Source organism: Sphingobacterium sp. UBA7038 (assembly GCF_002494055.1).
Classification (GTDB): domain Bacteria; phylum Bacteroidota; class Bacteroidia; order Sphingobacteriales; family Sphingobacteriaceae; genus Sphingobacterium; species Sphingobacterium multivorum.
The window spans coordinates 244,701-260,746 of record NZ_DLAV01000039.1; the positions used below are offsets into that span (position 1 = coordinate 244,701).

Annotated in this window: 13 protein-coding genes; 7 read left to right on the top strand and 6 right to left on the bottom strand. The window is 39.7% G+C overall.

Annotated elements, in window-relative coordinates; genetic code table 11:
• Positions 1 to 96: 96 nt before the first annotated feature.
• Positions 97 to 1,419: an NYN domain-containing protein gene (locus B3H30_RS22640; RefSeq protein ID WP_070569629.1), complete on the bottom strand. Its 1,323-nt coding sequence runs from the start codon at positions 1,417 to 1,419 to the stop codon at positions 97 to 99.
• A gap of 417 nt (positions 1,420 to 1,836) precedes the next feature.
• Complete coding sequence (locus B3H30_RS22645) at positions 1,837 to 2,631, bottom strand: AraC family transcriptional regulator (RefSeq protein WP_070569631.1); 795 nt, start codon at positions 2,629 to 2,631, stop codon at positions 1,837 to 1,839.
• A gap of 104 nt (positions 2,632 to 2,735) precedes the next feature.
• On the opposite strand from B3H30_RS22645, the gene B3H30_RS22650 reads away from it, so the two are divergent.
• Entirely contained in the window at positions 2,736 to 3,947 is a 1,212-nt protein-coding gene (locus B3H30_RS22650) for a CynX/NimT family MFS transporter (RefSeq protein WP_201303505.1), read from the top strand.
• 84 nt (positions 3,948 to 4,031) lie between these two features.
• On the opposite strand, the gene B3H30_RS22655 is transcribed toward B3H30_RS22650, so the two are convergent.
• Entirely contained in the window at positions 4,032 to 5,891 is a 1,860-nt protein-coding gene (locus B3H30_RS22655; protein ID WP_070569635.1) for a CocE/NonD family hydrolase, read from the bottom strand.
• A 637-nt stretch (positions 5,892 to 6,528) separates the two neighbouring features.
• Between B3H30_RS22655 and B3H30_RS22660 the strand changes: the two genes are divergently transcribed.
• The 6 genes from B3H30_RS22660 to B3H30_RS22685 all read left to right on the top strand — a co-directional run bounded on the left by B3H30_RS22660 (position 6,529) and on the right by B3H30_RS22685 (position 12,270).
• A complete protein-coding gene (locus tag B3H30_RS22660) occupies positions 6,529 to 7,857 on the top strand; it encodes an inositol-3-phosphate synthase (protein ID WP_070569637.1) in 1,329 nt (442 codons plus the stop codon).
• A gap of 167 nt (positions 7,858 to 8,024) precedes the next feature.
• Complete coding sequence (locus tag B3H30_RS22665; protein WP_236560164.1) at positions 8,025 to 8,750, top strand: nucleotidyltransferase family protein; 726 nt, start codon at positions 8,025 to 8,027, stop codon at positions 8,748 to 8,750.
• Positions 8,751 to 8,763: 13 nt separating this feature from the next.
• Entirely contained in the window at positions 8,764 to 9,648 is an 885-nt protein-coding gene (locus tag B3H30_RS22670) for a hypothetical protein (RefSeq protein ID WP_231585333.1), read from the top strand.
• Positions 9,629 to 10,579: a CDP-alcohol phosphatidyltransferase family protein gene (locus B3H30_RS22675; RefSeq protein ID WP_070569641.1), complete on the top strand. Its 951-nt coding sequence runs from the start codon at positions 9,629 to 9,631 to the stop codon at positions 10,577 to 10,579. The genes B3H30_RS22670 and B3H30_RS22675 overlap by 20 nt, the downstream gene beginning before the upstream one ends.
• Positions 10,572 to 11,561, top strand: a complete 990-nt coding sequence (locus B3H30_RS22680; RefSeq protein ID WP_070569644.1) for a lysylphosphatidylglycerol synthase transmembrane domain-containing protein — start codon at positions 10,572 to 10,574, stop codon at positions 11,559 to 11,561. The genes B3H30_RS22675 and B3H30_RS22680 overlap by 8 nt, the downstream gene beginning before the upstream one ends.
• 1 nt (position 11,562) lies before the next feature.
• Positions 11,563 to 12,270 carry an HAD family hydrolase gene (locus B3H30_RS22685; RefSeq protein WP_070569646.1) on the top strand — a complete coding sequence of 236 codons (708 nt, stop codon included), beginning with the start codon at positions 11,563 to 11,565 and terminating at the stop codon, positions 12,268 to 12,270.
• Here B3H30_RS22685 and B3H30_RS22690 read toward each other — a convergent pair.
• The 3 genes from B3H30_RS22690 to ppk1 all read right to left on the bottom strand — a co-directional run bounded on the left by B3H30_RS22690 (position 12,253) and on the right by ppk1 (position 16,020).
• Positions 12,253 to 13,143, bottom strand: coding sequence for a helix-turn-helix domain-containing protein (locus B3H30_RS22690; protein WP_070569648.1), 891 nt, complete (start codon positions 13,141 to 13,143; stop codon positions 12,253 to 12,255). The genes B3H30_RS22685 and B3H30_RS22690 overlap by 18 nt on opposite strands.
• A gap of 2 nt (positions 13,144 to 13,145) precedes the next feature.
• Complete coding sequence (locus B3H30_RS22695; RefSeq protein ID WP_201303506.1) at positions 13,146 to 13,826, bottom strand: M15 family metallopeptidase; 681 nt, start codon at positions 13,824 to 13,826, stop codon at positions 13,146 to 13,148.
• 124 nt (positions 13,827 to 13,950) lie between these two features.
• The gene (gene ppk1, locus B3H30_RS22700) at positions 13,951 to 16,020 is read right to left on the bottom strand and encodes a polyphosphate kinase 1 (protein ID WP_046675796.1); all 2,070 of its coding nucleotides are present in this window, start codon (positions 16,018 to 16,020) and stop codon (positions 13,951 to 13,953) included.
• Positions 16,021 to 16,046: the final 26 nt, after the last annotated feature.

Sequence of the window (16,046 nt, forward strand, 5' to 3'; positions counted from 1 at the left end):
CGACAAACCTCCTGCATAAGGCTTTAATACGATAATAGGACAATGTATTGTTGTCCTATTATCGTATGATACAGAAGATAATTCCGCTGAATGATATTAAACTGATTTATTTTGAAGGCTAAAGCTAACTTCGTTCAGTCTGACTATTTGTATTTGTATCCCCTCGGAAAGGCCAAGTTTGGTCGCCGCATCTTTTCCTAATTTAAGCACATGAAACCCTCTGCCGCGATAGGTAAAATTACATTCATATTCTCCAGCGTTGATCATAATCCTTAATTTTTGGGATTTGGTTGGGAATAGGGGTTTAAATTCTTTCGTGATCCGTATTTGCGATTTTTTTACGTCATCTGTAGTGATCTTGTTACCTTCAGAAGGAAACAACATGTTCGTGGGCGGAGTGTCAGCTGTAGGGGGGGGCGTTTCTGTTTTTTGTTCCTGAATTTCCTGAACTTTTGGAGCCTCGTTTTGTATCGGCTCAGAGTTTGTTTTATCCTGACGTTTCTTATCTTGCCGCCCTTTCTTTCTGGTGTTTTGATTTGCAGTTTTTTCCGTAGTTTCTGTAGAGGGTACGGAAGGAGTAGGAGTAGCAGGAGTTTTGTGCTCGGTGTCCACTGCTGTAGCTGGGCTGGCCATTGCTAAAGGCCGTTTAATAATATTACGGATGTAATAGTGTTTTATGCGCGATTTGTCGGTGTTTCGTTCCTCAATTTCAAAATCTTCTTTGTAAGCTTTGAAAAGATGAGACATCTTGTCGTATCCATAGTTGCGCGCATCAAAATCAGGCTTTCTTTTGTTGAAAAGACTTCCGATCTCACCCAGGAATGCCCAGCCATTTTCATCTGCAGTATCATCCACCGTGTCCTTTAAAAGTTCCAAAGTCTCCTCGTCCAATACGGCAATACTTGTTGGATTGTCAACGGGAGCAGGTTTGGGCTGATTTTGTTGCTTTTTCTTTGCGACCGTTTCTTTCTTTTGATTTTTCTCAAAAATTTCGACGTAGATGAACTTGTCGCAGGAGGCAATAAAGGGTTTGGGGGTCTTTTTCTCGCCGATACCGATGACCAGTTTACCGGATTCTCGAAGACGTGTAGCCAGTCGGGTGAAATCGCTGTCGCTGGATACAATACAAAACCCATCAACTCGGTCTGAATGCAGAATATCCATGGCATCAATAATTAATGCCGAGTCAGTAGAATTTTTGCCTTGTGTATAACTGTATTGTTGTATGGGGGTAATTGCATGGGTAAGGAGTTTATCCTTCCATTTTTCAACATATGGGTTGGTCCAGTCTCCGTAGATGCGTTTGATGGTCGGAATTCCATATCTTTTGACTTCATTCAAAATCTCTTCGATCTTTCGATAAGATACATTGTCCGCATCGATTAGTATTGCGATTTGCAAATCCCCATGTTCTGCCATATATGTTTAGATTATTTTTTCAATATAATATTTGAACTCTTTTCTATTCGCGTGACCTTTCTCATCCGAATATATTCGTTAAAAATACAGTATTGTTAAAGAATATCTTGAATTTTTTGAGAATTAATTTGAACGCTATTTTTTGAGAACATGCGATCAGCTGCTTTTGTTTGGGCCTAAAAGGGAAATTATTACGTTTGCGGAGTAGCGAAATGATTTGAGGGACGGTGAAAATAAATAAAAAAAGGTTTTCAAACGGGGAGAATGAAAACCTTAAATAACCAATTATAAACCTAAATTATGATGATACAAAGATAGTGTAAATATTACACCTGTGCAAATATTCGTTACTATTTTTTTTAAACGTCCTAAATTTTGTAGCTGCTTAGCTACAAACCGCCTGTAGCTACGCCAAAACTAGTCCATCATGAAGTGCGAAGGTCTATATTTCATCACCGCATAAAAGCTATTGGTAAATGCTTGGACGCTTTTATAACCGACTTTATACGCAATTTGAGAGATGGTGAATTGTTTTGTGCTCAAAAGCTCCAAACTCTTGATAATGAGAAGGAGCTGCTGATATTTTGCAAGCGTCATTCCGGTTTCTTTTTTAAAAAGGCGTTCAATAGTTCGGAGCGAAAGATTGGACAGCATGGCAATCTCGTCTAACGTGATGGCTTCTGTGTAATGGTCATGTAGGTGATTTAAGACCGTTTGAAGCCTGCTTTCATGCGGAAGGGTAATTTCTAAGTGGAGTAATTGTGAGCAGAAATAGGGGAGTTCATGGAGTAAAGCACCGAGGAAAACTCTTTCCTGTTCATTTTCTTCTCTCAATTTTGACCATTTTTCGGTATATAAAATCATTTCCCGTAATACTTTAGGCGCCGAAAATAGCTGTACCTGATTGAAAAACAAATGCTCTTGTGAGCTGTCAAATTGTGGGGGATCAAAAAAAAGGACTATAAGCTTAATGCGTTCCGAGTGGGAGTTGGTCTTATGTAATGCACCTGAAGGAATCCAAGCAACGTGATTTTGGGGGAGTAGGTACATTTTTCCTGCAACGGTAAGGTATTGAAAACCCTGCTCAACATAAATCAATTGACCTTTCCGATGACTGTGTAACTCGTCGTCGTGTATCCAGTTTTCTTCAAACCAGACATAGGTTGATTTCTGGATGCCTTCAATTATCAACGTATGATTTGTCTGATCCATGTCGTTTTAAATTAAATTAATGGCAAATTTAATTAAAATTCCATACATACCTTTGCAAGCATTCATTACGTGTATAGCTTAATTTACATGTATAGTGTGGTTTTATGATGAAAGAAAATATAAAAATATCCGCAGCTGTCTCTTGGACCTGGTTACCCATATTGGTTGTTGTTTTAGTCTCAACCAATCTGCGGTCGCCAATCACAGCCGTTGGCCCTGTACTGGGGCAAATCAGTGAAGATTTGCAATTAAATAGTTTTCAAAGCAGTCTATTGACGGCAATACCTCTTTTTATGTTTGCGAGCTGTTCTGTAGCAGTGAGCCGATATTCACATAAACTGGGCATGCACCGTTTTTTATTACTCGGTTTAATGGCGTTGAGTGTAGGAATTGTGCTTCGGATTTGGGGCAATATGCCAACGCTGTTTGTGGGGTCTTTTTTAATCGGACTTGGGATCTGTGTGGGCAATGTCGTTACGCCCGGTTATATAAAAACAAATTTTCCAAAGCAGATTGGACTGATGACAGGCATTTTTGCCGTAGCAATGAATCTGACCGCAGCTTTTGCTTCGGGGTTTAGTTTACGATTGGGCGAATGGACTGGTCTCGGGTGGCAGGGTTCCTTGGGGGTTTGGGTGATTTTAGCCTTGTTATCCCTTATCATTGTTTCCTTTGATGCTTTAAGCCGAAAGAAAGCACAGGGTATCACTGAAAATAGACCGGCGACAAGTGGAATCGGACATATCTTTAGGTCAAGATTAGCTTGGTATATCAGCTTATTTATGGGTATTCAGTCCTTAATTTACTACAGTTTGATTTCTTGGTTACCTAAAGTATTGGTCGATTATGGTATGCCAGCGGAGGATACGGGCTGGTTGCTTTTTTTGATCCAAATTGCCATGATTCCCATAATGTTTATTGGGCCTATTTTGGCACATCGGATGAAGGATCAGCGTCTAATGGCAGCGGCTGTTGCGATAGGCATGTTTGGAAGTATCTTTATATTTTGGCATTACAAACTTCAGGGAATTTATGTTGCCGCCATATTGTTGGGACTTTCCAATGGACTTTCTTTCAGTTTGTCTATTCTTTTCTTTACCCTGCGGGCGAGGTCAACGGCGAATGCGATTAAAATATCGGGCATGGCCCAGTCTGTTGGTTATCTGATTGCAGCTTTTGGCCCGCCGGTATTCGGTAAGCTGCACGAAATAGATGCTACCTGGAATTACTCCTTCTATTTTTTAGCGGGCAGTATCGTACTTTTATTGTTTGCAGGATGGAAGGCCGGGGAAGATAAGTATGTAGCGGAAGATTAAAGATAAGGCTACATCAGGCTCAGCTGTTTAGCTGATGTAGCCTTATTCAATTCGCTCTTAAACGCTATTATTCAAATTTAACTGTTAATCTTTGAGGACAGAAAATTCGATGTACGTGGCATTGTTCACATCGTGAAAAATACGTTGTGTGGCTTTACGGAAGTCAGCTTTGGTAGCTGTATAAGGCGCTAAAAACACCTGTGGATTTCGTTCTGCCAGCGGAAACCAGGAGTTTTGTACCTGAACCATAATGCGATGTCCTTTTTTGAACGTATGCGCAACATCTGGCATTTCAAAATTCACCTTTTCGACCATTCCTGGAGTCAGGGCCTGCGCTTTTTCAAAACCATTTCGGTATTTCCCGGCCATGATCTCACCACGTACCATCATCTGGTATCCAGCCATTGTTTTTCCTTGATAACTTGCTGCATCGTTCGGGTAAACATCAATCAGTTTGACAACATAATCTGCATCTGTACCTGTTGAAGAAACCTTAAGGAAATTTTTGATGGGGCCAACTATAGTCAGGTCTTCTGTCAACGGTTCCGTTTGATAAACCATGACATCAGGGCGACTAGCGGCGAAACGCTGATCATCTACCATATACTCTCGCGTTCGGTTTTGGATTAGCCCACCCTGGTGCGGAACCGGTTTATTGGGGTCAGTGACATATTCATCCCAAGAATCTGTACGTTGAACTTTGTCAAATCCAAGTTTCCCCTGAGGTTGGAAGTATAGTTTTTTTGTTTCTACATTTTTGGGTGGCCATTGTTCGAAATGTTTCCATTCATTGCTTCCAGAGACAAAAATGTTCGCTTCCGATGGTGCGAAGTTCCCTTCATCTTTTAGATAATATTTGAAAAAAGGCTGTTCAAATTGTTCCTGATAGGTAACGCTGGTTTTTTTCTCAAATTGGATATCACCTAAATAGTTTCCCTCTGCACGAACCCAGCCGCCATGATACCAAGGTCCCGCGACTAAAATCGAGTTGTTTTTTTTGCTTTTATCCTCAATCGATTGATAGGTCTTAAATGTTCCATAAGCATCTTCCGCGTCAAAGAAACCACCGACGACCATCACCGCTGGTTTTACCTCCTGTAAAGAATTGGTGATCACACGCGACTTCCAAAAATCATCATAGTCGGGATGTTTAAACAGGTCATTCCAAAACTGTACGGAGTCACCAAAATACTTTTCCTTCAGTTCCCGTGCTGTTCCGGCTTCTAAAAAGAAGTTGTATTTATCGGCTTCTTTAATCTGAATTTTGCTCTTGAATTGATCTGGGGTGATGGGTTTTGGACGCGGGACACCAAAGGTTGACATGAAGGTGAATGCATCCTGAAGAAACAGTACGCCATTATGGTGGAAGTCATCGCCGATATACCAGTCTGTTACCGGAGCTTGTGGGGAGACCGCTTTCAAGCTCGGGTGCGTTTTGACCAATCCAACGGTAGAATAGAAGCCTGGATAGGAGATCCCATAGAGTCCGGCTTTGCCATTATAGTTTTTGAGATTTTTCTGTAGCCATTCAAGCGCATCATAGGTATCTGTACTTTCATCGATGGCTTTTTTGTCTTTGCTGTAGGTGGTCGGACGTACATCTTCAAATTCACCTTCGCTCATCCACTTGCCCCGCACATCTTGGTAGACGAAAATATAGCCTTCACGCATCATCGTCGGAAAGTTGCCCAGGCTTTTTTTGTATTCGTTTTGTCCATAAGGAGAAACCGTGTAGGGCGTTCTATTGAGCAAAACTGGATATTTCTTCGATTTGTCTTTTGGACTGTAGATCGCAGTAAATAATTTTTTCCCATCTCGCATGGGGATTGCTACTTCGGTCTTTTCATAATGATCTCTAACATAAGCCGAGTCGGCAGCGGTTTGAGCATGTAACTGGCTTGCGCTTAAAAGCGCCAAAGTTAGGCACGAAATTGTATTTTTCATTCAGATAATTATTTGTTCAGTACATTCTTTGGTGTAAAACTCTACTTTACACTTGGTTTCGTTCGTTGCAATGTTATGGATACTCTTATGCACCTTAGGCTATAGGGGATACCGTTAAATTTGTCATCGCGCTACCGATTGGCAGAGCATTTATCCAATAACAATGCGCAGGTCAAATGCTGTTGGTTTATAAATTGAACGATAGACTCATTGCCTGTATTTAGATTTTAGGCTAAAGTTAGTGCTACTAAAACCATTTTCCAATTTTATTGTCATATTTATGGGAAATAGAAAAAGAAAAATTGACCAATTTTTAAGAAAGAAAAACTTTTTTTGGATTGAATTTGGATTAGTTTTCGAATCTTGATATATTGAGTAAAATTAAGGACAATTGTTTTTTGGGTTAACAACTTTAGCTAAAAACGTTAAATTCCAGTTAGATGGACTAGTAGAATACTAAATAATAATTCATTTTCGGATTATTTCTTAAGGTTTCGAATAGGCTTCGTATCGCTATTTGTCACGATTTTATAAATTAAGTGCGGGGTGGTATGAAATATGTTTTTTTAAGCTAATTTTAAGAATTATTTTATCATAATACATCAATTAAATAACAATTTAAGTATATAGAATTAATATGGGACAACAAGTGAAAGATGCCAATGGAAAATTGGGTATTCTTATTCCGGGATTAGGTGCTGTGGCTACAACATTAATCGCTGGTGTGGCATCTATAAACAAAGGTTTTTCAAAACCAATCGGATCTGTTTCTCAATTGAGCAGAATCCGTCTGGGTAAACGCACTGAGAACAGAAATCCATTAATTAAAGATTTCGTCCCTTTAGCAAAACTGGAAGATGTTGTTTTTGGTGGCTGGGACGTATACGAAGATAACGTATATGAGGCTGCATCAAAAGCACAGGTATTGGAGCAAGGTCAATTGGATGCTGTTAAGGCTGAATTGGAGGCTATCCAACCGATGAAAGCTGTGTTTGACCGTAATTTTGTGAAAAATTTGGACGGAACGCACATCAAATCTGAAAAAACTCGCCGTGAATTGGCAGATGCTGTACAACGTGATATTCGTGAATTCAAAGAGAAAAACGGATTAGACCGTATTGTCTTGGTATGGTGTGGATCTACTGAGCGTTATATTGAGACAAACGAAGCTTTTTCAACCTTAGCTAAATTAGAGGAAGCGTTAGATAATGATGATCAACGTATTCCACCGAGTATGATCTATTGTTATGCGGCATTGAAAGAGGGCGCTCCGTATGTCAATGGTGCACCAAATTTAACATGTGACGTTCCAGCGATTGTTGAGTTGGCGCATGAAAATGGTGTAGCAATTGCAGGTAAAGATTTTAAAACAGGTCAAACATTGATGAAAACAATTGTGGCACCTGGTCTTCAAGCGAGAGCTTTGGGTGTTGAAGGTTGGTTTTCGACGAATATCTTAGGTAACCGTGACGGATTAGTATTGGATGATCCTGAAAATTTCAAAACAAAAGAAGTGTCTAAATTATCGGTATTGGAAGAAATTCTAGATGCGAAAAAGAACCCTGAGTTATACGGTGACCTTTACCATAAAGTACGTATCAACTATTATCCTCCACACGGTGATAATAAAGAATCTTGGGACAACATCGATATTTTCGGTTGGTTGGGCTACAAAATGCAGATTAAAATCAATTTCTTATGCCGCGATTCAATTTTAGCAGCACCGGTTGCCTTGGATTTGGCTTTGTTTATTGACTTGGCGCAACGTGCAGGCATGTCGGGTATTCAAGAGTGGTTGTCATTCTACTTGAAGTCGCCTCAAACAGCTCCAGGATTGCCTCCTGAACACGATATCTTCAAACAATTGATGAAATTGCAAAATACATTGCGTCACATTATGGGTGAAGATTTAATCACACATTTAGGACTGGATTATTACCAGGAGCTAGTCGATAGTATTCAATAAGCTAACTTAATAAGAGCGGGGAAACAATTGTCTAAAAACAGTTTTTCCCCTTTTTCTTCAACATCTTTACGGTATTGAAGATTTGTGATATAACCCTCTGTAGACTTTTGCGCTTACGAACGCTGAGATAGTGACGGGGGTTTTGCTTTTTTATAAATGATTTTATTTTGCAATTAGAAGAAATGGAATTTGCAATTATAGCAGCGGGAGAAGGTTCTCGATTGCGAAAAGAGGGGTTCAATTTACCGAAACCCTTGCTACCATTACATGGAGTTCCATTAATTGAACGATTGATTCGCATGTTTGTTAAAGAAGGAGCGCAACGAGTTCATGTTATTATCAATAAACAATCTCCGGAGCTGAAATTGTTTTTGGAAAAAACGACGTTTGAATTACCTATTGTGCTTATAGAGGAAGATACTGCAAGTTCATTGCATAGTTTTGCCTTGCTTGTCAAAAACAACCCCGATTGGTCGTCCTGTTGTCTGACCACAACAGATACGGTTTTTAGGCCACATGAATTTCATGCCTATTTAGAAGCATTTCAGCAACATCAACAGGCCGATGCTTTTATGGCTGTAACTCCTTTTGTTGACGATGAGAGTCCGCTCTATGTGAACACCAATTCGCAGCTTCGGGTGGAAGCTTTTTTGGATACGGCAACCGCCAAAACGAAGTACGTTTCTGGGGGAATTTACTGCTTTCGTCAGGCGGCGATGGACTGTGCGTTGAGCTCCGTCGAAGCAGGTAATTCCAGAATGCGTAATTTTCAGCGTGCTCTATTGGAAAACGATTTACAAGTAGAAGCATTTGTATTTGAAAAGGTGGTCGATATTGATCATTTAAAAGATCGTGTTGTCGCAGAACAATTTTTGAGTGAGGAGGTTAGTTAGTAAAATGAGCGATATGATTTCTATTTTAGGCGTAACTCGAAAAAATCGCTTTTCACCCAACCATGTGGGGAATGATGCCGCCATATTCAATGAAGTAGTTTTAAAACTGACTGAAAAAGGTGCCTCGGTAGAGCTTTGTAACGAGGATGAATTTTTGTCTTCAGCATCCGTGAAGCAGGATAATATTCTGACTATGGGGAGAACAAAGACTTTAGTGAAAAAGTTGCAATCTCTTCAAAATAATGGGGTCAATGTTTTGAATTCTGGATTTGGAATTGAAAATTGCTTTCGGAAAAATATGACCCTTAAGCTTTTGGAAGGTGGAGTTCCTTATCCGAAAAGTATCGTGATCTCTACGGTTGCCGATATTCAATCTATTTTTGAGAAACTGAAAGGAAAGGGTGTGTGGATCAAACGTGGCGACTTTCACGCCATTCATAAAGAAGATGTTACTTTTGCCGCTAGTCTGAAAGAAGCGCAACATATCTTGAATGAATATGCGCTCCGCGGGATTAAAGAGGCGGTGATTTCTGAACATCTTGCCGGAGACCTACTAAAATTTTATGCGGTGCGGGGAACGGATTTCTTTTTTTATTTTTACCCCTATGAACACAATCATCACAAATATGATTTGTATGAACAAATTAATGATGAGGTCGTACACTTTCCTTTTGATCTCGACAAACTAAAAGAAGTCGCCAATCGTGCGGCAGAAGTCCTGGATGTACATATCTACGGCGGCGACGTGATTATTGATGCAAATGGAGACTTCCATATTATTGACTTAAATGACTGGCCAAGTTTTGCGCCTTGTCGGGCAGAGGCTGCAGAGGCCATTGCTCAAATGGTTTACCATAAATTTACTGAAAAGAACCACAATGCAGAAAGAACAAGTTAATGTAATCGAAGAAGATAATTTGAGTGCATTCGAACAATCTTTAAAATCTAATGATACCGAGGAACGAATTGATATTTGGTTTTATCGACCTATAGGTTATCGCATTGCGCAAGTCTGTGCAAAAATTGGTATTACACCCAACGCTGTAACCATTATTAGTATTTTCTTTGGCGTTGCGGCGGGTATTTTATTCTATTACCCGGCGTTATGGATTAATGTGATCGGCATGCTTTTATTGGTTTTTGCCAATTCTCTAGATAGTGCCGATGGACAGCTGGCCAGAATGACGGACAATAAAAGTCGCTTTGGTCGTATCTTGGATGGTTTTGCTGGCGATTTTTGGTTTGCTTCTATTCATATTGCGATCTGTTTACGCAGTATTAACGAGGGGTGGCCACAATGGCTATGGGTATTTTGTGTGCTTGCAGGTGTATCGCATATGCTTCAGTCAGCAATGGCTGATTATTATCGTAACGTGCATTTGTATTTTATTAAAGGTAAAGCTGGAAGTGAGCTGGACAATACACGTGATTTGAAAGTTGACTACGATGCCTTGTCCTGGCGCAAGAATTTTTTCAGCAAATTTGTGTTAAATGGCTATATGGGCTATACACGAAACCAGGAAAAGCTTTCGCCAAAACTGCAAAAGCTACTGCGCCTAGTGAAAAGTCGCTATAAAGACGAATTGCCAAAACAATTAATGGTCGACTTTAGAACTCAAAATAAACCATTGATGAAGTATACAAATATTGTACAGTTCAATACAAGGGTGATTTTCCTATTTGTTTGGTTGTTTATCGGCCAACCTTGGATTTACTTTTTCTTTGACATGTTTGTCCTAAATCCGATATTGATCTATATGTGTAACCGACAAGAAAAGGTAAGTGGCTATTTTGTTGATAAATTAACAAATGATCCAACCTATGGGTAGCAAAATCTATAAAGTGCTCTTTATGCTGATCGGTATAGGTACACTGGCCTATATGATTCATGCAATGGGAATTGATGAGATTTGGAACAACCTTGAAAATATTGGCTGGTGGTTTCTGCCTGTACTTGGTAGCTGGGCAGTACTCTACTGGATGAATGCTATGGCATTTAAGGCAATTATTCAGGAACCGGAATTGCCACAGACAAACGTCCCTTTTTGGAAGGTCTTACAATTGACAATATCGGGGTATGCCATCAATTATATAACACCATTTGTTGCGTTAGGAGGGGAGCCTTATCGTATTATGGAGCTTAAAAACTATGTCGGTGGTTCGAAGGCAGGTTCATCTGTGCTGTTATACGGTGTCATGCACATCCTATCGCATATTTTATTTTGGGTCGCTTCTGTTTTTCTAATTCTTTGGTTTGTGCCTGCTAGCACGATGGTCAATGTGGCCTGTGCTGCGATTTTTGTAATGGCTATCATCTGTACTTGGCTATTTACAAAATTTTATAAGAAGGGAATTACCGTTTCACTATTGAAAGCCTTGTCTAAACTGCCTTTGGTAGGCAAGAAAGTGGGTGATGTACTGGATACGAAATATGAAACTTTGAATGACGTCGATCAACAGGTGAAAAACCTCTTTCAAAATCGTCGTGATCGTTTCTATACGGCGCTTTTTTGGGAATTTGTAGCACGCGTTGTAGGCTGTTTTGAGATTTATTTTATTGGTTTGGCTTTAGATATCAATATTGATTTTATTGATGCTATGATCATTAGCTCAGGATCTTCCCTATTTGCCAATCTTGTTTTTTTCTTTCCAATGCAGTTGGGAACCCGGGAAGGTGGATTGGCAATGGCCGTAATGAGTATAGGATTGCCTGCGAAAGTCGGTATTTTTATGGGTGTTGTGACACGAATTAGGGAAATTGTGTGGATTATGATCGGTTTGGGGTGGATGAGTTTAGTAAAAAGGAAATAACATGGATAAGTTTAATATTAAAGGAATTATTTTTGATTATGGTGGAACCTTAGACACCAATGGCGGCCACTGGGGAGCTGTTATCTGGTCGGGTTATGAAAAATATCAGGTTCCCGTAAATTTGAACGCTTTTCAGGAGGCCTATACCTACGCGGAACGTCAGATGGCTTTACAACCTATTATTAAACCGCAGTTTAATTTTTTGGAAGTGCTTGAAGCAAAGCTCAATGTGCAATTTGATTATCTTATTGCTGCAGGGTACGACTTAGACCGATCATTAGCGCATAGAATAGCCTTTGACGGTTATTCATTGGCGAAGAATACGGTTGAAGAGGTAAAACCACTGTTAAATTCACTCCATGAAAAATATCCGATTGTCATGGTTTCCAATTTTTATGGTAATTTAAAATCGGTCCTTGATGATTTTGGGATTCTATCTTATTTTCAGGAAGTTGTGGAGTCGGCTGTCGTCGGTGTGCGCAAACCTGATCCTGCCATTTATGCCTTAGGTGTAACTAAAATAGGACTTCCTGCACAAGAGGTATTGGTGGTGGGTGATTCCTATAGTAAAGATATGGTACCTGCCAAAGCGGTTGGCTGCCAAACCTTATGGTTGAAAGGGCAGACTTGGGGCGAGGATAAATTGCAGGATACTGGAGCTGCAGACCAGCAATTTACAAGCATCTTCGATTTAATCGACTTTGTTTAAGTAGAGATTCTGACGAAATTCTTTAGGCGAGATTCCAACATTTCGCTTAAAGAATTTACCAAAAAAAGATTGATCCGAGAAATGTAATTTCACTGCAATTTCTCCGATGGGAAGCCCCTGGCAAAGTAATGATTTTGCTTCCTCCACTAAAACGTTCTGAATAAGTTCTATTGCTGATTTTCCAGTTAGTTCCTTGGTAATTACGGATAGATGTTTCGCTGTGATGCCGAGTTCCATCGCATAAAATTGCACCATGTGTTCTTTATGAAACGACTTTTTTAATAGCAAATGGAAATTGGCCAGAATCTCTCTTTTCCGGGAGGGAATAGCGGGTGTATTTCGCATATTTTGGCTTCCTAGACGGGCTATTTCACAAAATAATATTTCTGTTAATGACTTAATAATCTGATGTTTGAAAAGGTAGCTAGAGTCTTGTCGGTCGTAATGAATAAACTGTTTAAATAAGTTAGATAAGTTGATCGAATCTTGGTTCGATAGCGACCAGATGTAACTGTCACTTAAGGCAAGAGATTTTTTGGTGACCTCGAAGAAATCTTCTTGAAAATCCAGTTTGAAGCTAAAATCCAGCGTAAAGAAAATCAAATATACCTCACAATCCCAAGATTTGACGACCGAAGAGCCATTCACTCGGGAGGATGGATTGGTTAACAATAGGTGATTTTGCGCAACTTGTACCCGTTCATTATTAATCATGAAGGAAGTCTCACCTTTTTTTATTAAACAGAGCGAATAGAGGTCACCTTTTGTTAAAATCTGCTGCTGCTCGGAACTAAAGACAGGTTTCGATTTGTTGCCCTTAAAATGAAAGACATAAAAACCCTTGTTTTTGATGGGAGTTTCCTTTACAGACATGTTTATTTTACGATAAAATCAAAATAGGTTTTACGATAGGGTTCATCTTGCAAAGTGTAATGCCACCATTCCTTATCATAAGCTTTGAAGCCAAATTTAGCCATCGCTTCTTTTAAAATCTTCCGGTTTTCTTTCTGTTGGACGGTCAGATGCGCATAGTGATGATGGGAGACTGCGCCGAAAAAATCAAAAGGTCCACCCATATCAATCTCCTTATGATCTTTTAAGCTAATGAGCGTTAGATCGACTGTACTGCCACGGCTGTGGCCTGATTTGGAGGCAATAAAGCCTAGATTGAACAAGTTCTTCTTATTGATAAGCGGGTAGAATTCCCTTTTTGCGATAGTATCATTGGTGTTTAAGGACCATGTTTTAAAGTTGTCAACAGCACGTTGCGGACGGTAGGCATCGAATATTTTCAGGCCAAGACCTTTTTTATTTAAATGGTTCTCGACCTGTTGCAGTGCTAGCGCTGCGCGCTTCGTTAAAATAGCGACTGGTTTTTCATAACCTTGAATTGGCCTTCCGGTGAAGTTGTGGCTACCAAAATAACGCATTTCTAAACTTATTGTTGGAATAATGTCCTTGACGTATACAAAATCTGAAGGCATGGTCTTTTCCTGCGCACTGAGAGAAAGCGTGGAAAGGCTTAAGGCAAATATAAGACACAAGTTAAATTTCATGGAATGAAGATACAACTTGTGTCTTAATTAATATAATATAAAACGTTATTCTCGTTCGTAATGACAAGAATGATCTTGAATTCAGCTTATTGACCAATTTGTGCTCGTATTGATCAACAGCCCACTAATGATCCGCTAATTTTTTTCTCAGATAATTGTATATTTCAATCTGCGAACGGCATGGCGCCTTTTTATTCTCAACGTAATGATTGCTCAGTGAATTGTTGAGTATACGGGCCTTGACATTATCATTGAGCTGGATCTGAAGCATTTCTTTTAAATCTTCCTTGATTTTTTTACTTGTTATTTTGACCGCTGCTTCGATGCGATGATCCAAGTTTCTTGTCATCCAATCTGCCGAGGAAATAAATAGCTGCTCTCGGCCAGCGTTGTAGAAATACATCACACGTGCATGTTCCAAATACTCATCGACGATTGAAATGGCATTCATTTGCAATTTAAAGGTTTTTTGATTTGTTGCACAGTAGATTCCCCGGATGATAAGGTCTATTTTGACACCAGCTGTTGCGGCATCATAGAGCTTTTTAATCATTTCTTTATCGCTCAGTGAGTTTACCTTGACAATAATATATGCTTTTCGACCAGCCTTGGCTTCGGTAATCTCCTGATCGATGTAGTGTAGAAGTTCCCTGCGCATATCCGTTGGGCATATCAACAGACTTTTGCAATTTTTGATAATTTCAGCCGGATTTGACTTAGGACGTCTCAGGTAATTGAAAACCTTATTTATATCGGCAATAACATCCCTATTACTCGTTAATAGGCAGTAATCTCCGTATAATTTAGCCGTTTTTTCATTGATATTTCCTGTGCTGACAAAACCATACTGGATCGTTTTCATTCCAATACGTTTTTTGATGACGCATAGTTTTGCATGGACCTTTTTATTTGGGATACCGGTCAATACCTTGATGCCTTCCAGTTCAAGTTTCTCTTTCCAGTCCAAATTGTTTTCTTCATCAAATCTTGCCCGAAGTTCAAGCATCACGGTGACTTCCTTTCCGTTGCGGGCCGCGTTAATCAGGGCATTTGCAATTTTTGAATTCGAGGCTAAGCGGTATGCCGTAATCTGGATGGTTTTCACATCTGGATCCATCGCTGCTTCACGAAGTAGATCAATGATCGGTCTAAACTCATGATAGGGGAAGGAGAGCAGCACATCTTTTTTCAATACAGTATCCGTTACACGTTCGTAGTTCTTGAAATAGGGGTGTGGAAAGGACGTCCGTTCCAAGGGCTGATTATAGGATTTAAACACATTGGGAAAATCCATGAAGTGTTTGAAGTTGTGTATTTTTTGTCCTGGAATGATGCTGTCTTTTTTTGAAAGGTTAAGTTTCTTGATCAGGAATTCTACCAATTTATGGTCCATCTCTTGATCAAAAATAAATCGGGTAGGTTTACCTTTTCTTCTGTTTTTTACCCCTTTGCTTATCTTTTCGACCAGCGTCGTGTTGATGTCATTGTCAATGTCAAATTCGGCGTCTTTTGTGACTTTAAATACATGTGCATTGAATACATCAAAACCGAAATAGGAGAATATCAGAGGAAGATTAAACTTGATCACATCCTCCAAAAGTATGATGTGTTTTTCATCTTTTGGCGATGGCAACTGGACGAAGCGTCCATTTTGACTGGTCGGGATTTCGATGAGTGCAAATTTGGTTTCGTACTGCCATTCCTGTTTTCCCATAGCAATGCCCAAATAAAGGCTCTTATCCCGAATATAAGGCATAGGCCGCACATCGTCCAATATCAGCGGAATGACGTTCGATTCTACGTCATCCTGATAATAGTCACTCACAAACTTCTGTTGTTCGGGGTTGAGTTCCTCACTGGTCTTAATATAGACATTTTGTTTGGCCATATCTTTTTGGATACGATTCCAGGTACTGTCAAATTTCTTTTGCTGCTTGATGACCCGGATATTGAGCTCTTCTAGGATAAGCTGAGGATCTTCATAGAAGGATTGATTGGCACTTTTATCTTTGAGGTCTATAGCCCGTTTTAGACCTGCAACACGCACGCGGAAAAATTCATCGAGGTTATTGGAAAATATACCTAAAAATTTGATTCTTAAGGGTAAAGGGACAGTCTCATCCGCAGCTTCCTGAAGTACTCTGCCATTAAAGCTCAACCAACTAACGTCTCTAGGAATAAATTTTTTCGCCATAGCTAAATATACGTAAATTTAAAAAG

Excerpts from the sequence above, each read along its gene's own strand:
- B3H30_RS22640 (WP_070569629.1), bottom strand. The coding sequence starts at position 1,419 with ATGGCAGAACATGGGGATTTGCAAATCGCAATACTAATCGATGCGGAC.
- B3H30_RS22645 (WP_070569631.1), bottom strand. The coding sequence starts at position 2,631 with ATGGATCAGACAAATCATACGTTGATAATTGAAGGCATCCAGAAATCA.
- B3H30_RS22650 (WP_201303505.1), top strand. The coding sequence starts at position 2,736 with ATGATGAAAGAAAATATAAAAATATCCGCAGCTGTCTCTTGGACCTGG.
- B3H30_RS22655 (WP_070569635.1), bottom strand. The coding sequence starts at position 5,891 with ATGAAAAATACAATTTCGTGCCTAACTTTGGCGCTTTTAAGCGCAAGC.
- B3H30_RS22660 (WP_070569637.1), top strand. The coding sequence starts at position 6,529 with ATGGGACAACAAGTGAAAGATGCCAATGGAAAATTGGGTATTCTTATT.
- B3H30_RS22670 (WP_231585333.1), top strand. The coding sequence starts at position 8,764 with ATGATTTCTATTTTAGGCGTAACTCGAAAAAATCGCTTTTCACCCAAC.
- B3H30_RS22675 (WP_070569641.1), top strand. The coding sequence starts at position 9,629 with ATGCAGAAAGAACAAGTTAATGTAATCGAAGAAGATAATTTGAGTGCA.
- B3H30_RS22680 (WP_070569644.1), top strand. The coding sequence starts at position 10,572 with ATGGGTAGCAAAATCTATAAAGTGCTCTTTATGCTGATCGGTATAGGT.
- B3H30_RS22685 (WP_070569646.1), top strand. The coding sequence starts at position 11,563 with ATGGATAAGTTTAATATTAAAGGAATTATTTTTGATTATGGTGGAACC.
- B3H30_RS22690 (WP_070569648.1), bottom strand. The coding sequence starts at position 13,143 with ATGTCTGTAAAGGAAACTCCCATCAAAAACAAGGGTTTTTATGTCTTT.
- B3H30_RS22695 (WP_201303506.1), bottom strand. The coding sequence starts at position 13,826 with ATGAAATTTAACTTGTGTCTTATATTTGCCTTAAGCCTTTCCACGCTT.
- ppk1 (WP_046675796.1), bottom strand. The coding sequence starts at position 16,020 with ATGGCGAAAAAATTTATTCCTAGAGACGTTAGTTGGTTGAGCTTTAAT.